The following is a 20,362-nucleotide window of genomic DNA, read 5'->3' as shown; positions in this document are numbered from 1 at the left end:
CGTACCGGGTTACCCGAATTTCGCTCGGCCGCTCTGCCCGGCGACCTCCCGATCGAGTTGTTCATTGAGTACGCGGGCGATGCGGGCCAGGGCCGCGGGTTCGGTCATCGCCAGGTGTGTGGCGTCGATATCGATATCGGTGATGTGCCCGCGCACACTCGGTGCCCATCCCCGATGACCGGTCGCGTCGTCGCGGCGTTCGCCGGTGGCGGTGAAATACAGCATGTCGCAGTCGATTACCGGTGGTTGCCAGTCGGCGGCGGCCCGGATGGACTCGTTGTAGGCGTCGGTCATGTGCTGGATCAGGGCGGCGTCGATACCGAGCCGCTCCCCCAGTTTCTGTTCGATCAGTGCGGCGGCTTCCTCGGCGGTGGCGTCGGTGGGGACGAAATCGATACCCATCACCGGGCCGAGGTTGGCGACCAGTTCACCGGCCGTCACGGTGGTGACGGCGGTGGGATCGAATCCGTCGGCTTCGGCGTCGAGCAGGGCCAGCAGCGCGACTTGTTCTCCGGCGGCGCGTATTTCGGCGGCGACGGCGTGGGCGATCTGGCCGCCCAGTGACCAGCCGAGCAGGTGGTAGGGGCCGTGCGGCTGGATGGCGCGGATTTCGTCGAGGTAGCGGCGGGCGGTGTCTTCGATGGTCGCGGACCCCGGTTCGCCGCTCAGTTGTGGTGCCTGGATTCCGTAGATGGGTCGGTCCTCGGTCAGGTATTCGCCGAGCGGGCGGTAGCACCAGGCCAGGCCGGACGCGGGGTGGACGCAGAACAGCGGGGATTGTGTCCCGGTGGTGCGGATCGGTAGCACGACATCGAATCCGGGTGTGGTGGGTTCGGTGGTGTGCCCGGTGCGCATTCCGGTTTCGATGCGCTTGGCGAGGTCGGTGGGGCGTGGGTCGGACAGGATCCAGCTGACGGGGACCTCGTAGTCGAGTTCCTTGCGAAGTTCGCTGACCACCTGCACCGACTTGAGGGAGTTGCCGCCGAGGGCGTAGAAGTCGTCGTCGGCACCGACGCGGGCCATGCCGAGAACGTGCTCGTAGACCCGGGCGACCTCGCCTTCGAGCCAGGATTCCGGTTCCCGGAACTCCCCCACGTCGAACACCGGCTCCGGTAGGTGTTTACGGTGGAGTTTGCCGGAGTCGGTCAGCGGCACGGTGTCGAGCACCATGACCGTGGTGGGCACCATGTAGTCGGGGAGTTCGGCGGCGGCGTGGGCGAGGACGGCATCGGTGTCGACGTCGTGGCCTGCCGCGGGCATGAGGTAGGCGACGAGCCGGTCGCCGGTGCCGGAGGTGTGGACGGCGGCGATCGCGCGAGCGACGGTGGGGTGCTCGGCGAGGACGGCTTCGATCTCGCCCAGTTCGATGCGCAGGCCGCGCAGTTTCACCTGGAAGTCGGTGCGGCCCAGGTATTCCAGTTCGCCGGTGCGCAGGCGGCGGGCCCGGTCACCTGTGCGGTACATGCGCTGGCCCGCGGTGAACGGGTCGGGGACGAATCGTTCCGCGGTGAGGGCGGGGTGGGCGTGGTAGCCGCGGGCGATCTGGTTGCCGGCGAGGTAGAGGTCCCCCGCTACCCCGGGCGGAACCGGGCGCAGGCGGTTGTCGAGGATGTGGGCGCGGACGTTCCACACCGGTGTGCCCATGGGGATGCTGCCGGTGTCGCCGTGGGTGACGTGGTGGGCGGTGGCGTGCACGGTGAATTCGGTGGGGCCGTAGAGATTGTGTAGTTCGGTGTGGGGCATGGCTCGGCGTGCGGCCGACACCACGTCGGCGCCGAACGCTTCGCCGCCGACGAGCAAGGCGCGCAACGGCTCCAGGGATCTCGCGGGGGCGGCGTCGGCGAAGGCCGCGAGCATGGACGGGACGAAGGAGGTGACGGTGACCTGCCGGTCGGCGATGGTGTCGGCCAGGTAGGCGGGGTCGGTGTGTCCGTCGGGTCGGGCGATCACCAGGCGGGCGCCGACGGCGAGGGTGGCGAACAGTTCCCAGACCGACACGTCGAAGGTGGCTGGGGTCTTCTGCAGGACTGTGTCGGCGGTGGTGAGCCGGTAGGTGTCGATGATCCAGTGGAGCTGGTTGAGAACCGCGCTGTGCGGCACGGCAACACCTTTGGGCCGCCCGGTGGATCCCGAGGTGAACAGGGCGTACGCGATGTTGTCGGGTCGTAGTGGGGTGCGGCGGTCGGTGTTTGTGACGGGGGTGTCGTCGTAACCGGTGAGGTCGATTCCGTCGAGCGAGGTGAGTTCGAGGACGGGTGCCGCGGTGGTGAGCATGTAGTCGACGCGGTCGGCGGGGTGGGCGGGGTCGATGGGGACGTATCCGCCGCCGGCGGCGTGGACGGCGTACATGGCGGTGACCTGGTCGAGGGATCGCGGCATGCGCAGTGCGACGAGAGTGTCCGGGCCGACGCCGCGGGCGATGAGCCAGCGGGCGAGCCGGTTGACGCGTGCGGCGAATTCGGCATACGCCAGGGCTTCGGAGCCGTACTCGACGGCAGGCCGGTCGGCGTGGATGCGTGCGGCGTGGGTGAACAGGCTTGCGAGGGTTTGGCGGGGGTCGAGGGGGTGTTCGGTGTGGTTCCACCGGTGCAGGAGTGCGTCGCGTTCGCCGGTGTCGAGGAGGTCGACGTCGTGGATCTGGCGGGTCGGGTCGGTGGCGAGTGCGCGCAGGATCCGTTGCAGGCGCTCGGCGATGGTGGTGGCGGTGGCCGGGTCGAACAGGTCGGTGGCGTAGGTGATGGTGCCGTTCATTCCGGTGGGTGTGCCGGTGCTGTCGTGGGTGTCGGAGACGGTGATCTGGAGGTCGAACAGGGAGGTCGCGGTGTCGGCTTCGACGGCCGAGGCGCTGAGTCCGGGGAGCTGGAAGTCGGTCGTGGTGTGGTTCTGGAAGGCGAGCATCACCTGGAACAGGGGGTGGTGGGCGTGGGAGCGGACGGGGTTGAGTTCTTGGACGAGGCGTTCGAACGGGACGTCGGCGTGCCCGAATGCGGCGAGGTCGTCGCCGCGCACGTGCTCGAGGAGTTCGGTGAAGGTCATGTGGTCGGTGAGGTGGGTGCGCAGGACCAGGGTGTTGACGAACATGCCGACGAGGTCGTCGAGTTCGCGTTCGCCGCGACCGGCGTAGGGCGTGCCGATGGCGATGTCGTCGGTGGCGGCGATGCGGCCGAGAGTGGCGGCGAGGGCGGCGTGGAACACCATGAACAGGGTGCTGTTGTGGGCGCGCGCGACCTTTTCCAAGGCGGTGTGCAGGTCGGCGTCGACGGTGAGTTCGACGTTGCCACCGGTGTAGGTCTGGATCGGTGGCCGCGGACGGTCGGTGGGAAGTTCGAGCAGCGGCGGCAGATCGGCGAGTCGGGTGGTCCAGTAGTCGATTTGCGCGCGTAGCAGCGAGTCGGGGTCGTGTGCGGCGCCCAGGACGGTGTGCTGCCAGATGGCGTAGTCGGCGTACTGGACAAGTAGCGGTGTCCAGGTGGGTGGGTGGCCGTCGACTCGGGCCTGGTAGGCGGTCATCATGTCGCGGGCCAGTGGGGCGAGGGAGGATCCGTCGCCGCAGATGTGGTGCAGGACTACGGCAAGCACCCAGGTGTCGGGACCGGTCTCGTAGAGCCTGGCACGCAGCGGGATTTCGGTTGTGACGTCGAATGCGGTGCGCAGGAGTGCGGCGAGCGCGGCGGGCAAAGCGCTGTCGTCGATCGGGACGGGGTGCAGGGGTGGCGTGGCGAGGTGGGCCGGTAGGACGACCTGTGCTGGCTCGCCGTCGACGTGCGGGTAGCGGGTGCGCAGGACCTCGTGCCGGTCGACGACGTCGGTGAGGGCGCGGTGCAGGGCGTCGGTGTCGAGGTGGCCGGTGAGGCGGATGACGATGGGGATGCTGTAGGCGGCCGAATCGGGTTCGAACCGGTTGAGGAACCACATGCGCTGCTGTGCGTAGGACAGCGGGATGTGCGGCGGCCGGGGTTGTGGGGTGAGCGCCACTCGTCCGGTGTCGGCGTGGGATTCGGCGCGGGCGGCGAGTTTGGCGACGGTCGGTGCGTCGAAGATCATCGCGACCGGCACGGTGGCGTCGAGGGCGGCGCCGATGCGGGCGGCGACGCGGGTGGCGACGAGACTGTTGCCGCCGAGTTCGAAGAAGTCGTCGTCGGCGCCGACGGCACGGTCGAGGCCGAGTACGTCGGTGAAGACACCCGCCACGATTTCCTCGACCGGTGAGGTCGGGGCACGGAACTGCCTGGTCTGCTGGACGGGTTCGGGGAGGGCCTTGCGGTCGAGTTTGCCGTTGGGTGAGAGCGGGATCCGGTCGAGGACCATGATCGCGGCGGGCACCATGTAGGCGGGCAGGGTGTCGGTGAGTGCGGTGGTGAGGGTGTCGACGGAGATTTCGGCACCCGGTGCCGCGACCACATAGGACACCAGCGTGACGGGGCCGGTGCCTTCGCGGCGTGGGATGGTTACCGCGTAGGCGATGTCGGGGCGGGCGCCGAGGGCGGTGTCGATCTCGCCGAGTTCGACGCGGAAGCCGCGCACCTTCACCTGGAAGTCGTTGCGTCCCAGGAATTCCAGGTCGCCACGGGTGTTCCAGCGGACGAGGTCGCCGGTGCGGTACATGCGGCCGCCGGGTTCGGCGTAGGGGCAGGCGGTGAATCGGTCGGCGTTGGTTGCGGCGCGGTTGAGGTAGCCGCGGGCCAGGGCTGGTCCGGCCAGATACAGTTCGCCGCTGACACCGACCGGTGCGGGCCGGAGCCGGTCGTCGAGGACCAGTGCCTGGATTCCGGGCAGTGGGGTGCCGATGGTGGGTCGTTCGCCGGGTTGGATCGGTCGGGTGGAGGTGGCGAGCATGGTGGTTTCGGTGGGCCCGTAGAGGACCCGGAATTCGCGGGTGCCCGCACGGTCGCTGCCTGCCCACCGGTTGATGAGGTCGGCGGGGACTTCGTCGCCACCGGACACGATGTGCTGGAGGTGGTCGAGGCCGGTGGGGTCGACGGAGGCGAGGGCGGCGGGGGTGATGAAGGCGTGGGTGATGCGGTGGGTGCGCAGGAATTCGGCCAGTTCGTCGCCGCCGTAGATGTCGGTGGGGGCGATGACGAGGGTGGCGGCGCGGCCGGTGGCGAGCAGGATTTCCAGGAGCGAGGCGTCGAAGGACGGTGAGGCGAAGTGCAGGACGCGATCGCTGTTGCGGGGCGGGGTGCCGAGGCGTTGTCCGGCGACGAAGTCGGCGATTCCGGTGTGGGTGATCGCGACGCCCTTGGGGCGACCGGTGGACCCGGAGGTGAACACGATGTAGGCGACGTTGGTGGCGTGGAGTGGCCGCACCCGGTCGGTGTCGGTGACGGGTTCGGCGGATTCGCTGGCCGGTTCCGGGGTTTCGGCCGGTGAGTCGAGCAGGATCCAGTCGACGGTGCCGGGCAGTTGGGGCCGTGCGCCGGTCAGGGTGACGCCGAGGGTGGCGCGCGAGTCGGTGACCATCTGTTCGATGCGGCCGGCTGGATAGCGGGGATCCACCGGGACGTAGGGTGCACCGGTCTTGACGACCGCCCACCAGGCGACGACTTCGTCAGCGGTGCGGCCGGTGGCGACGAGCACGGGATGTTCGGGCCCGGCGCCGTGGCGGATCAACAGCCGTGCCAGCTGGTTGGAACGGGTGTCGAGTTCGCGGTAGGTGAGTTCGGTGTCGCCGGAGACCACGGCGATGCCGGTGGGATTGTCGTTGACGGCGGCGGCGAAAACGTCCGGTAGCAGGGCCGGGGGCCGGGGGCCAATCGGACGCGGACCGACCCGGGTCGAGAGGTCGTGGTGTTCGGTGCGGTCGAGCCATCCGAGATCGCCGACGGCTTCGGTGGGGTCGGTGGTGATGGCTTCGAGGACCCGGAGCAGTCGCGTGAGGAATGCGTGGGCGGTGGTTTCGTCGAACAGGTCGCGGGCGAAGGTGAGCGTTCCGGAGAGCCCGCACGCTGCTCCCCCGTCGTCGTAGGAGTCGGCGAGGATCAGTTGCAGGTCGAATTGGGACAGGCCGGTATCGATGTCGGCGCGGGAGACGGTGATGCCGGGCAGCTCGACGTCGGTACCGGACAGGCTCTGGAAGGCGAGCATCACCTGGAACAGCGGGTGCCGGTCGGCGGCGCGTTGCGGATTGAGTTCCTCCACAACCCGTTCGAACGGCGCATCGCCGTGTTCGAAAGCGGCCAGGTCGGTGTCGCGGGTGCGGGTGAGCAGTTCGGTGAACGGTTCGCCGGTGTCGACAGCGGTGCGCAGGGCGAGGGTGTTGACGAACATGCCGACCAGATCCTCGAGGGCGGGTTCGCCCCGGCCCGCGACGGGGGTGCCGATCACGACGTCGTCGCTGCCGCTGAGGCGGCCGAGGACGGCGGCGAGGGCGGCGTGCATCACCATGAACAGTGAGGAACCGCGACTGTGGGCGAGTTCGCGCAGCCGGGTGTGCAGGCCGGCGCCGATGTCGACGGGGATGCGGCCACCGGCCAGTGAGGCGACGGGTGGGCGGGGGCGGTCGGTGGGGAGATCGAGCCGGTCGGGGGCGTCGGCGAGGGTTTCCCGCCAGAACCGCAGCTGGGTGGACAGCAACGATTCGGGGTCGGCGGCGGCGCCGAGGACTTCCCGCTGCCACAGTGCGTAGTCGGCGTATTGGACGGGCAGGGGCTGCCAGTGGGGTGCGTGCCCGCCGACCCGGGCCGCATAGGCGGTGACGACATCGCGGGCCAGTGGGCCCATGGATCGGCCGTCGCCCGCGATGTGGTGGACGACGAGGGCGAGCAGGTATTCGCCGGTGCCCAGATCGAACAGTCCGATGCGGAGCGGGACCTCGGAGGTGACGTCGAATCCGTTGCGCACGAACGTATTCACGGTATCGGCGAGGGTTGCGGTGTCGACGGGAATGGTGTGCAGAGCAGGGGCGGGTTCGGCCAGCACCAGCTGACGAGGTTCACCCGCGGTCTCGGGATAGACGGTGCGCAGTACTTCGTGGCGGGCGATGACGTCGATGAGGGCGTGGCGCAAGGCGTCGGTGTCGAGTTCGCCGGTGAGGCGCAGCATGACGGGAATGTTGTGTGCGGCGGATTCCGGTTCGAACCGGTTGAGGAACCACATGCGTTGCTGGGCCAGTGACAGCGGCAGGGATTCGGGGTGCGGGCGGGCGGTGAGCGGGATCCGTTCGCCGGTGCGCACAGTGGTGGTGTGGCGGGCGAGGGCGGCGACGGTTGGTGCCTCGAACAGGGCACGCACCGGTACCCGCACACCGAGCGCGGCACCGACCCGGGCGACCACCAGCGAGGCGCTGAGCGAATCGCCACCGAGGGCGAAGAAGTCGTCGTCGGCGCCGACCCGGTGCACGTCGAGGACCTGTGCGAAGGCTGCGGCGACGAGCTCTTCCGGCCAGGAGGTGGGAGCCCGGTATTCGCGTGCGGCGAATACGGGTTCAGGTAGGCGGTCGCGGTCGAGTTTGCCGTGGGCGGTGAGTGGTACGTCATCCAGGATCATGACGGCGGCGGGCACCATGTAGGTGGGCAGCGCGGCGGCGAGGGCGGCGGTGAGGGACTCGACCGAGACGTCCTCCCCCGGTGCGGGCACCACATAGGACACCAGGCGTGCCGGTCCCCCGTGGTCGGTGTGTGCGAGGGTGGTCGCGAAGGTGATGTCGGGGCGGCCCGTGAGCGCGGCGTCGATTTCGCCGAGTTCGACACGTGAGCCGCGGACTTTCACCTGGAAGTCGTTGCGGCCCACGAATTCCAGGTCGCCGTCGGCATTGCGGCGGACGAGATCGCCGGTGCGGTACATGCGGGCGCCGCCGTTGCCGAACGGGCAGGCGATGAACCGGGCGGCGGTCAGTCCTGGCCGGTCGATATAGCCTTCGGCCAGCCCCGGACCGAACAGGTACAGCTCGCCTGCCACGCCCTGCGGGACGGGTCGCAGCCAGCTGTCGAGGACGGTGGCGGCGACCGGACCGACGGGGCGGCCGATACCGATGGGCGCGTCGGCGGACAGTTCGGATGCGGTTGCCCAGATGGTGGTTTCGCTGGGGCCGTAGAGATTGAGCATGGTGCGGCCCGGTGCCCACCGTTGGACCAGTTCCCGTCCGACCGGTTCCCCGGCCGTCGCCAGGACCCGCAACGTAGTGAGGTCGTCGACCGGGACGGTGGCCAGCGCGGACGGGGTGATCACCGCGTGCGAGATGTGTTCGCGGCGAACGAGATCGGCCAATTCACGGCCGCCGTACACATCCGGAGGTGCGATGACGAGCCGTGCGCCCGATCCGTGTGCCATGAGCAGTTCGAACAGGTTGGCGTCGAAACTGGGAGACGCGACCTGCAGGACCGTGGCACTGTCGTCGACATGCAGTGTCCGGTGTTGAGCCGCGACCAGGTCGGTGAGGGCACGGTGGCAGACCAGGACGCCTTTGGGGGTGCCGGTGGAACCGGAGGTGTAGATGACGTAGGCACTGTGATCGGGATGCACACCGTGGATGGTGAGCGGTTCCGGCGATTCGGCGGCCACGCTGCGGCGGGTGTGTTCGTCGTCGACGATCAGCCAGTCGGTGCCATCGGGCAGTTTCGGTGCGGTGACGGAATCGGTGATGCCGAGCGGTGCCCCGGAGTCCGACAGCAGGAATTCGATCCGTCCGGCGGGCAGCTTCGGGTCGATCGGGAGGAACGCCGTCCCCGCTTTGGCGGCCGCCCACAGGGCCACGACGCCGGTGAGTGAGCGTGGGAGCGCGAGGGCGGTGATCCGGCCGGGCCGGGCGCCGCGACGCAGCAGGGCCCGGGCGAGGCGGTTGGATCGTTCGTCGAGTTCGCGGTAGGTGAGGGAGGCCGCACCGCACTGCGCGGCGACGGCACCAGGGGTGTGGGCGGCGGTGGCGGTGAGGATGCCCGCGAGGGTGGCCGGGGTGTGGTGGACGGTGTCCGGGTGGGCGGGAGCCGGTACGCCGGGAAGTGCGAGTGCACCGAGCCGGGTGGCCGGGTCGCGGGCGATGCGGGTGAGGACGTCCACGAACCGGGTGAGGATGTGGTCGGCGTGGGTGCTGTCGAATTCGTCGGTCAGGAAGCGGAGCGTGATCCGCAGGCCCGATGCACCTTCGGGAGTGGGAGCGACGACCAGGCTCAACGGGAACGGGGTGGCGTCGACGCCGGAGATCTCGTCGACACGCAGGCCCGCGGAGTCGACGAGTCGTTGCAGGGCGGGGCGGTCGACGGGGAACGACTGGAATGTGACCGCGGTGTCGAACAATTCGGTGACGCCGACGCTGCGATGGATTTCGGGGAGCCCGATGTAGTGGTGGTCGAGCATGCGGGCGTGCTGCTCCTGGACCCGTACGAGCAGGTCGCGCAGTGTGTGTTCGGGCTCGAGCCGGACCCGGACCGGGATGGTGTTGAGGAACATGCCCAGAGTGCGTTCCACCTGTGGCAGCTCCGGTGGCCGGCCCGACACCGCCGAGCCGAAGACGACATCGGTTTCGCCGGTGAGGACGCGCAGATTCAGCGCCCAGGCCGCGGCGACCGTGGTACTGACGGTGACGGCCGCGTCGGCGGCGACATCACGCAGCTCGCGGTACAGGTCGGCGGGCAGGTCGGTGATCACCTCGGCGGCGTTGCCCGAGGTGCCTGCTCCGCGGGCGACGCGGGGCGGGGAATCCACGTCCGCGAATTCCCGCGCCCAAGCGGATTTGGACGCGTCGGGGTCCTGGTGTTGCAGCCAGGTCAGGTAGTCACGGTAGGAAGGCGCGGGTCCGGCGGTGCCGATTCGCTCGGGGGCACCGTAGTTTTCGAGCAGTTCGCCCATGAGCAGCGGCATCGACCAGCCGTCGAGGATCACGTGGTGATCGGTGACCAGCAGCCGGTGCACACCGGGTTCGAGGCGGATCAGGGTGAAGCGGATCAGCGGCGGTGCGGACAGGTCGAAACCGGCCGCGGCGTCGGCGGCGGCGATGTCGGTGGCGGCGCGGGGGTCCTGTCCGCCGGTCAGGTCGATTTCGCGGAAGTCGGTGTCGGCGTGGTCGAGCACGATCTGGTGTGGTCCGGCGGCGGTTTCGGCGAATCCGGCGCGCAGGATGTCGTGGCGGTCGATCAGTGCCTGGGTGGCGCGGCGCAGGCGGTCGGCGTCGATCTCACCGGTGAAGCCGATAGACGTCTGGACGGTGTAGTTGTCCGCGTCGGCGGTGAAGGTGGAGTGGAAGTGGATACCCGACTGCATCGGTGACAGCGGCCAGACGTCGGCCAGGCCAGGATATTGTTGCCGCAGTGCGAGGATCGCGTCATCGTCGAGGGTGACCAGCGGTGATCCCGGGGTGTCGTCGCTGCCCGTTGCGGAGGTGTCGCGGCGGGCGGTGGCGGCGAGCGCGGCCACCGTCTTCGCTTCGAACACCTCGCGTGGGGTGAGGACGAGCCCGGCGGCCCGGGCGAGCGCGACCAGGCGCATGGAGACGATGCTGTCGCCGCCGAGGGTGAAGAAGTTGCTGTCGGCGGACACCCTGTCCAGGTTCAGGACCTGCGCGAACAGGTCCGCCATCGTGCGTTCGGCGGGCGTGGCAGGGACGCGTCCGGCGGTGTCGGGTGCGGTGAGTTGGTGCTGTCGCAGCGCTTTACGGTCGATCTTGCCGGTGGGGGTGACCGGCATTTCGTCGAGTTCGACGATCGTCGTGGGGTGCATGTAGTGGGCGAGGGTGTGGTCGAGGTGGTCGTGCAGTTGCGTCGTGTCCAGGTTTCGGCCGGGTGCGCCGACGACGAAGGACACCAGGATCGGTTCACCGGTCGGGCCCGTGCGGGTGACGGTGGCGGCGCTCGCCACTGCGGTGTGGCGGGCGAGCTGAGCGTCGATCTCCCCCGGTTCGATGCGCAGGCCGTGGATCTTGACCTGTTGATCGTTGCGGCCCAGGTATTCCAGTTCCAGCCCGGTGCGTCCGCGAATCCAGCGCACGGAATCGCCTGTGCGGTACAGGCGTTCGCCACCGCCGGCGGCGATGAAACGGGATGCGGTGGTCGCGGGCCTGGCGAAATAGCCGCGCGCCAGCCCCGGACCACCGACATACAGCTCCCCCGTGACCCCGACCGGTACCGGCCGCAACCACATGTCGAGGACCGCGACGGAGACGCCGTGGACGGGACCACCGATCGTCACCGGTTCACTGGGGTGCAGGGCGGCAGAATCGGTTGCCCAGATCGTGGTTTCGGTCGGTCCGTAATGGTTCATCAACCGTCGGCCGGGCGCCCACCGCTTCACGGTGTCCGCGCCGGTGGCTTCACCGACCACCGCGATCGCGGTGAGGTCCGGTACCCGCGCCGGGTCGAGGGTGTTCAGCACCGACGGGGTGATGATGGCGTGGGTGACCTGTGCGGTGCGCAGCAGTTCGGTGAGGTCCGCGCCGCCGTACACATCCGGTGGTGCGATCAGCAGGCAGGCGCCGTTGCCGTGGGCCAGCAGCAGTTCCGAGACGCTGGCATCGAAACCCGGTGAGGCGACCTGCAAGACCGTGGAGGTGGCGTCCGCGCCGAAGGCCGCGGTGTGGGCGGCGACGAGGTCGGCCAGACCGCGGTGGGTCACCTGCACCGCTTTCGGGGTTCCGGTCGAACCGGAGGTGAAGATCAGGTAGGCGGTGCTGTCGGGTGCTACCGGCCGGGAAGGTGCCGGCGCAGTGTGAGGCGTGGGGGCGTCGTCGAGGGTCAGCCAGTCGACGGTGCGGGGCAGATGCGCGGCGACGGGAGCGGTCGTAATACCCAAGCCCGTGCCCGAATCGGCCAGCATCCCGGCGATGCGCTCGCCGGGATCGGCCGGATCGAGCGGAATGAACGCGGCACCGGTTTCGGAGACCGCCCAGATCGCGACGACCAGGTCGATCGACCGAGGCAGGGCCAGGGCGACGAACGTTTCGGGACGCGCACCGCGAGCAACGAGCACGCTCGCGAGTTCACCCGCCCGCTGCCGCAGCTCACGGTAGGTGAGGGTGTTGTCGCCGGACCTGACGGCGGCGGCATCGGGATATCGGTGGGCGGTCGCGGTGAGAATCTCGTGCAGGGTTCGTTCGGGGACGGCGGGAGCGCCCGTGGCGGGCACCGGTTCACCGGGTCCCGGGGTGACAGCGGCTGTGCGGGTGGCGGGCTCGGTGACCAGCTGGGTCAGGATCCGTTCGAATCGTGTGAGCAGGGTGGCGGCCTGATCGGTGTCGAACCGGTCGGTGGCGTAGCGCAGGGTGAGCGTGTAGGTGCCCGCGTCGTCGCCGGTGGGACGCGGCGGAGTGACCTGCAGGCTCAGCGGGAACGGGGTGGCGTCCTGGGCGTCGAGATCGATCAGCCGCAGCCCGGCCGCGTCGAGATCGCGGGCCAGCCCTTCCCGGTCCAGCGGATAGGACTCGAGCACCGTGACGGTGTCGAACATGTCCGCGATCCCGGTGGCGCGCTGCAGTTCCGCCAAACCGATATGGCGGTGCTCGAGCATCGCGGCCTGCTCGGATTGCACCCGGATCAGCAGGTCGCCGACGCTTTCGTGAGGGTCGAGGCGCACCCGCACCGGCAGGGTGTTGATGAACAGGCCGACCATGTGTTCCACGCCGAGGAGCTGCGGCGGACGGTGCGACACCGTATTGCCGAACACCACATCGGAACGTCCGGTGAGAGCCGTGAGCAGCAGCGCCCACGCCACCTCGACGGTGGTGCCCGCGGTGACACCGTGGGAGCGACCGAGATCGAGGACCGCGGCGGCGGTAGCGGCATCGAGGTCGAGCCCGACCTCACTACTGGCCGCACCACCCGTACGGTTTGGGCGGCCCGAGACCCGGGTGGGGTTGTCCACCCCGTCCAGCATTCGCTGCCAGGCGGCCGTGGCGGCGGCATCGTCCTGGGAGTGCAACCACTGCAGGTAGTCCCGGAACGATCGCGGAGCCGGGAGCTCACCGGCATCGCCGCCGGTGTACAACACGAGGAGCTGGTGGATCAGCAACGGCATCGACCAGCCGTCCAGCACGAGATGATGGTCGGTGATCAGCAGCCGATACTCGCCGACACCGGTGCGCAACAGTTGGAAGCGCAGCAGCGGCGGGCAGGCGGGATCGAACGGTGCGGTCGCTTCGGTGGTGAGGCGATGGATCTCGCGGTCGCGTCCGGCGGGGTCGTGGGTGCTGAGATCGGCTTCGCGCCAATCGGCGCGGACACTGTGCAGCACGATCTGGCGGGGACCGTCGGCGGTTTCGACGAAGGCGGTGCGCAGGCTGTCGTGACGGTCGATGAGGGTTTGGGCGGCCTGGCGCATGCGCTGGGCGTCGACCTCACCGGCGAGGGTCAGTGATGCCTGCACGATGTAGCTGTCGTCGCCGTCGCGGTCGTAGAGGGTGTGGAACAGCAGCCCGGTTTGCAGCGCGGTCAGCGGCCACACATCGGTCATCGCCGGGAACTCCCGCGCCCAGCGATCGATATCGGTCTGCGAGACCGTGACCAGCGGGAAATCGGACGGGGTGAAACCGCCTGCGCCGTCGGTGCGCAGATGCGCGGCGAGACTGTGCAGCGCCCGCACCCACAGATCGGCCAGTGCGGACACCTCGTCGGCGTCCATGATGCCGGTCGCGTATTCCCAGGTGGCCTCGAGCTCGAGCCCGTCGGGGCCGGGCACCGCGATCGCGTTCACATCCACGATCGCGGGCAACGACATTCGAGGATCGGTGGTCGCGGTGAGCGAGGTGAATTCGGTGGTGGGTGTCCACGCCCCCGAGTGGTCGCCGACACCCACCCGCCCCAGATAGTTGAAACTGATCTGGGGTTCCGACGCGGTCCCGAGCTCGGCACTGCCCACGGGGTCGAGATAACGCAGCATGCCGTAACCGATCCCGTTGTCCGGGACCGCGCGTAAATGTTCCTTCACCTGTTTGATCGCCGCCCCCGCTGCGGGGCCGCCGGTGAAGGCATCATCGAGATCGACGCCGGACAGGTCGAGCCGGACCGGGAATCGGGTGGTGAACCAGCCGACGGTGGCGCTCAGATCCGCACCTGGCACCGCCTGTTCCTCGCGGCCGTGCCCTTCCAGCGAAATCAGTTCCGTCCCCGCGGTGGCATCGCGGCGGGCCCGCCACTGCGCCGTGGCCAGGGCGAGCGCCGCCAACAGCGGATCGTTGGCGCTGCCGTGGAACCGGGCCGGGATGCCGGTGAGGACGGCGTCGGTGATGTCCGCGGGAAGACGCAACCGGATCCGGTCGGCGGTGGCCATGACATCGCGTTCGGGGTCCAGCGGCCGTGACCCGAGCAACCGGTTTCCCTCGGCGAGAACGGTTTTCCAGCGTTCCAGTTCCGCCGGGCGTCGGGTGGCGGCCTGTTCGGTCAGGCCGTGGACCCAGCTCCGCACCGAGGTTGTTCCTGTGCCGGGCCGCGGGTCCTCGCCGGTGGATACCTGTAGCCAGGTGCGGGCCAGGTCGGTGAGCAGGATCCGCCACGACACCGCGTCGACGGCGAGGTGATGGACCACCAACCACAGCAGGTCGGGGCCCGTGCCGGTGCCGTCCTGGACCCGGACAGCCTGCACAAGGACACCGGCGGCGGGGTCGAGACGGTCGGCGGCCTGCTGTAGGTGCCGGTCGACTTCGGCGGCGTCGCGGTGACGCAGCGTCACGTGGGTGATGACGGAGTCGGCATCGATGGTTCCGGGGGCAGGCACTTCGAGGCGGTGCTCGTCGGAGTCATCGACGTGCAGGACGGCGCGCAGCATGTCGTGACGATCCAGCAGGGCCTGTAGGGCGCGTGCCAGATGTGCCGGGTCGAGCCGGTCGGGTAGTTCGACGAGGGTGGCCTGCGCGAACCGGTCGTAATGCCCGCGGCCGAGCATGGCGTGCACGATCGGCGACAGCGGGATCGGTCCGACGCCACCGCCGGGGAGTTCGCGCAGCTGCGGGGCGCCACCGGCCTCGGCGGCCATGGCGGCCAGGCCCGCGACGGTCTTGTGCTCGAACACGTCCTGGGTGGAGAAACCCAGCCCGACGGCTTTCGCACGCGCCACCAGCTGGATCGAGAGGATGCTGTCACCGCCGAGGGCGAAGAAGCTGTCGTCGGCGCCGACCTGGGGGACACCGAGGATCTCGCTGAACAGGCCCGCCATCAAGATCTCACGGTCCGTTTCCGGGTCGCGTCCGGCCGGAACCGCACCGAATTCCGGTTCCGGCAGCGCGCGGCGATCGAGTTTGCCGAACGCGTTCACCGGCAGCTGGTCCAGCGGCACGATCACCGCTGGAACCATGTGCGGCGGCAGTGATTCGCGGGCGAACAGTTGCAGCTGCGCGGGATCTACGCGGTGATCCTCGACGGGGACGACGTAGGAGGCCAGGACGGTGGTACCGGCATTGTTGTGCACGGGGACGGTGACCGACAGGTCGACATCCGGATGGGCGGTGAGGGCGGCGTCGATCTCGGCCGGTTCGATCCGGTAGCCACGGATCTTCACCTGGAAATCGCTGCGGCCCAGCAGTTCCAGCGCAACCCTCGAATCCTCCGCGACCCAGCGGGCCAGATCGCCGGTGCGATACATGCGCTGCCCCGGATCGCCGAAGGGGTCGGCGACGAAACGGGCCGCGGTGTCGGCGAAGCGCCGGTTGTAGCCGCGGGCCAGGCCGGGCCCGGCCAGATACAGTTCGCCCGCCGTGCCGACCGGAACCGGCTGCAGGCCACGGTCCAGCACCATCGCCGCCACACCACGGACGGGGCCGCCGACGGTGAGGTCGCGGCCGGGCCGGATCCGCGCGCCCGCGGCGGTCACCGTGGCCTCGGTCGGCCCGTATTCGTTGACCATCGCGCAGTGCCGCGACCAGCGGTCGATCACATGCGGCGGGCATACGTCACCGCCGACCACCACCACCCGCAGCTCGGTCAGCGGATGCGGGTCGACGGTCGCCAGCATCGCCGGCGTCAACGTCAGATGGGTGACGTGCTCATCGGCCAGCAGTCGGGTGAGCCGATCGCCGCCGATCACTTCCGGCGGCACGACCACCAGCGTGGCCGTGTTGGCGAAACAGGTCAGGAACTGTTCGAAGGAGGCGTCGAAGGCCGGTGAGAGGGCATAGGACACCCGTGATCGCGGGCTCAGAGCGTAGGCGTCGCTGCGGTCGGCGACCAGATTCGCCAGGCCACGGTGGGTCACCTGCACACCCTTGGGCACACCGGTGGAACCGGAAGTGTAGGTGATGTAGGCGAGGTCGCCGACGTGCAACGGGCGGAGGCGGTCGGCGTCGGTGACCGGTTCGTCACCGCTGTCGGCGCAGGCGTCGCGGATCGCGGGATCGTCGAGGACCAGCGCGGGCGCGGTGCGCGGGAGCCGGTCCCGGACGGCGTCGAGCGTGACGACCATCCGAGCGCCGCTGTCAACGATGATGTGCTCGATGCGCTTCGCCGGATAGTCTGGATCGATCTGCACGATCGCGGCCCCGGATTTCGCGACCGCCCACGCCGCGACGACCGACTCCGTCGAACGGCGCATGGCGATCGCCACCGCTGTCCCCGGCCCGCAACCGCGACCGATCAGGTACCGGGCGAGCCGGGTGGAACGGGTGTGCAGCTCGCGGTAGGTCAGTGTGGTGGTGGCCGCGGCGACGGCGGTAGCGGCCGGGTCGTGGTGTGCCCCGGCGGTGAGGATATCGGGGAGCAGCCGGTCACCGACGGTTTCCGGTCCACGCACGGGCAGCAGCGCGGCCCGTTCCGTCGGTTCCAGCAGCGGCAGGGTGCTGACGGGGCGTTCCGGCCCGCCGACGAGGAATTCGTCCAGGAACCGCAGGAACCGGGCGTGATGAGCGGCGAGTTCGTCACCGCTGTACACGCTCGGGTTGCCCTGGAAATCGATATGGGTGCTGTCGCGGCCCGCACCGGGATAGATATTGACGAACAGGTCCGAGGTGGGCCCCGAGGTCAGCACATGCAGCCGGCCGACGGTAGCGCCGAGCACGATCTCGTTGCTCACCATCATCAGGTTGATCGCCGGCCCGAACGACGCGGTTTCATCACGGGCGATCCCCATATCGCGGAAGATGTCTTCCTGCCGGTACCGCTGCCGCCGCAGCGCGCTGGTCAGCTCGCTCTGCACCGCGGTGATCACCGCGCCCGTCCCGTTCCCGGCGACGGGCACCCGCAGCGGCACCACATTGGCGACCATCCCGCCGGACCGTCGCAGCACCGCGGAATGGCGACCGGAGACCGGCAGACTCAGCAACACTTCGTCGCTGCCGGTCATCCGGGCCAGGTAGGCGGCGAACGCGGCGACGATCACCGGCGTGACGCTGGTGCCGCGGTCGGCGACGACCCGGTCGAGCTGTCGAGCGGTGTGGTCGGGCAGGGTCGCGCTGACGAGCGTCGGGTGAATGGTCGGTGTGCCGCCGTGGCCCGCGAGGCCGACGACAGGTGGGGCGCCGTCGAGGTGTTCGGTCCAGTAGTCGCGGTCGTTGTCGAAGCGTGTCGAACCCCGGTACGCCAGGTCCTGGTCCACGATTTCGCTCAGGTCCTTCGCGGTGGACATCGGGGCCTGCTCCCCCGACACCCACGCGTTGTACAACTCGACGATCCGCTGCATCATCGTGACCGCAGCGAAACCGTCGAGCACGATATGGTGAGCGCGCTGATACCACAGGTAGTGGTCGTTACCGGTTTGGAAGACAACGCATTTCATCAGCCGGTCGTTGCGCAGATCCAATGGGGCGGAATAGTCACGGACCATGAGGTCGTGTGCGGTGGCCACCGGGTCGTCGTCCTCGCGTAGGTCGAGCACCGACACCGGTGAGGGCAGGTCTTCGTCGACGACCTGATACGGCTCACCGTCGACCTCGACCAGCCGCACGTGCGCGCACCCGAACTCGCGCCCGGCGGTTTTACAGGCGGCGACGAGCCCATCGATGTCGACGGGCCCGTCGATCTCGACATACTGTGCCACCGAAATCGGGGATTCGCGGGCCAGATGCTGCGCGAACCAGATCCCACGCTGCGCCGCGGACAGCGGCAGGACATCGTGAGGTCGCGGAACGGAACCGTTGCCATTGCCGTTGTGTGGGTGCGCGCCGTTGCCCGGCGCGGAAACAGACTGCTCCCAGCTGCTGTCCAAATGGTGCTTCGACTGGGTCATGTGGACCTCCGTGTATTGCGTCATTCCAGGAGCAGGCCGACAAACCGGACCGTCCCTGCCCCCGCAAAACATGCGGCACCACCGGAAATGAAAGCGAATTCAACAAAATGACATGACAGATCGACCGCAGCGAATGCGGTGCGCAATTACTCTGGCTTTCAGCAGTGGTGAATTGTCTGGCTAACCTGTAATAGATCACCTTCGAATAATTGTTAACGATTCATGCAAGCTACTGTCGCGAATATTCATTTCCCGGGTCGCGGGCGTGAAACGCGCGGCCGACCCGTCGGCGCGACAGAGGCGCCGAGGTCACAGCAGTGTCTCGACCCTTGACAAGCAGGAAGTGAACGGGGTGGAAGTCATTTGGCAGCACCGGATCGCCTTCTGGGACATGGTGCGCCCAGATCCCAGCGTGTTCCAGGATGATCCGACGACCACGCTGTCGCCGAATACGCGCTATGGATTCCCCACAACCCCGACAATTGGAGGATTCAACCGTTTCGCCCGATATGCCGGTTGCGGCATTTTCGGACCGGCAGTTACCGGGACTTCTCGGATCCTGGCAACCAGCTCAGAAAGCCATAATAAACAAGTTTAGACACGCGGCGCAACGGGTATCGACGCCTTCTGTGTTGTGTGCCGCCGTGGTGCTGGTTGAAAGCGCAAGGCAATGCCCGGGACTCGTGAATATTCGCCTCGTCCGGTGCCGATGAACGAGCGGTCGGATTCGGCCGTTACCGATCCTGCCTCCCGGCTGATCCGCCCCACCACCCAGAGCGGCGACATCCGACTTGTGTCCTCGGTCTCGCCTGTGCTGTGCGGCCAGCACAAACCGGCTGGACTCAGAATGTCCGAGTCAGTACGTGAGGGTGCCAGCGGCAGATGCCGAGGGCGAAGCGGAGGTCGAAGCTGTTGTTATCCAAGGTGATTCCGTAGCGCGTGGTGATCTGCTGGATGCGGTACTGGATGGTGTTGCGATGCACGTCGAGAGTGCGGGCGGTGCGCGAGTAGCTGGCACCCTCGGTCAGGAAGACATCGAGGGTGTGGCGTAGGAGTTCCTTCTTGGCGCCGGCACCCGCCAGGGCGCCGAGGGTGCGGCGGACGAGAGCGGCGAGCTCATCAGGATCGTCGGTGAGCAGGGCGAAGGGAGCGACGGCGTCGTAGGCCGAAACCGGCGGCGCGGTGTGACCTGCCGAGACGGCGAGGTCCTTCGCGCGGGCGGCGTTGCGGGTGGAACGGCGGAAGCCCGGCAGGCCCTCGCCGAGCGAACCGAGCGCGACGCGCACCGGCAGCCCGGATGCGACGACCTGGGCGGTCAAGTCGTCGATCCCCTGCTCCCCCTCGACCGGGAACCAGATCCGCAGCGCCCGGTCTCCCGTCGAGGCCACCAGGCCACGCCCGGCGGTCCGCAGCGCCGACGCCACCACCTGACGCGCCTGTTCCAGCGCTCGCGTCGCCTCGGCGCCCGTGACGGTGGGCGGTGTCCAGACCTCCACGGCGAGATGACTTCGGTCGAGGCGGTATTCGAGTGCTTCCTCGGCCGCGGGCACATCCACGTCGTCGCTGTCGAGGAGCCGGGCGATCCACTGCTGGCGCGCGGCCTGCCTGCTGCTGAGCCAGCGGTCGCGTTCGGCCTCGTAGATCCGGCCCATGGACGAGTTCAGGCGGTCGAGATAGATGCTGGCGAAGCGCAGGAGTTCGGCGATGCGGGCGTTGTGGTCGATACCCGGGGTGGCCAGGATGAGTCCGATGGCGGCGTCGAGCAACCGGTACTGGCCGAGGCCGTAGGCACGCAGCAGCACGGTCAGCGGCACACCGCGCCGGGCGAGCCGCTGCGCGTAGGCGGCCGCGCCCGGGGGTGGGCCGACGGTCGCGGGGTCGATGTTGTCGGCGAGTACGTGCTGCACGGCGGCGATGTTCTCGGCGATGCTCGCCGCACGCATGTCTCCCAGGTCCGCGGCGATGTCGTCGACGGGAATCATCTGCTCGGTGACGCGGATGAGGTCCTCGGTGATGCCCGGGGTCAGCGGCGCCAGTGCGTGCCCGACCCAGGTGAGGGTTCCGTATGCCGCCACGTGCCTGCTCCGTTCGCTGCCCAAATTCCGCCGACAGTATTGTGCCATCCGCACAAATTCGGGCTCCAGGTAGCTTTTTGGGGTGGCAAACAGACCGGAGATGTGTCATAGCCGCGTGTCGTGTGGTGTCATGGTCGCCGAACACCCTGGTCCACCCCCGGTAGATCCAGAATCCGCGCAGGGTTCGTGGGTCGTTCAGGCAGTGGTGGGCC

At 68.8% G+C, this 20,362-nt stretch carries 2 protein-coding genes; both read right to left on the bottom strand.

Features of this window, described 5'->3' with window-relative positions:
- Positions 1–9: 9 nt before the first annotated feature.
- Positions 10–18,075, bottom strand: coding sequence for a non-ribosomal peptide synthetase (locus NI2_RS12575; RefSeq protein ID WP_067490383.1), 18,066 nt, complete (start codon positions 18,073–18,075; stop codon positions 10–12).
- Between the two features lie 842 nt (positions 18,076–18,917).
- Positions 18,918–20,150, bottom strand: a complete 1,233-nt coding sequence (locus NI2_RS12570; protein ID WP_067489994.1) for a PucR family transcriptional regulator — start codon at positions 20,148–20,150, stop codon at positions 18,918–18,920.
- Positions 20,151–20,362 lie beyond the last annotated feature (212 nt).

Source organism: Nocardia ignorata NBRC 108230, assembly GCF_001612905.1.
GTDB lineage: Bacteria > Actinomycetota > Actinomycetes > Mycobacteriales > Mycobacteriaceae > Nocardia > Nocardia ignorata.
Note: the sequence above shows the minus strand (reverse complement) of the source record. Positions and strands in the feature narration are given on the sequence as shown.

What these genes read in the sequence shown, in the direction of transcription:
- NI2_RS12575 (WP_067490383.1), bottom strand. Translation starts at nt 18,075, where the DNA reads ATGACCCAGTCGAAGCACCATTTGGACAGCAGCTGGGAGCAGTCTGTT.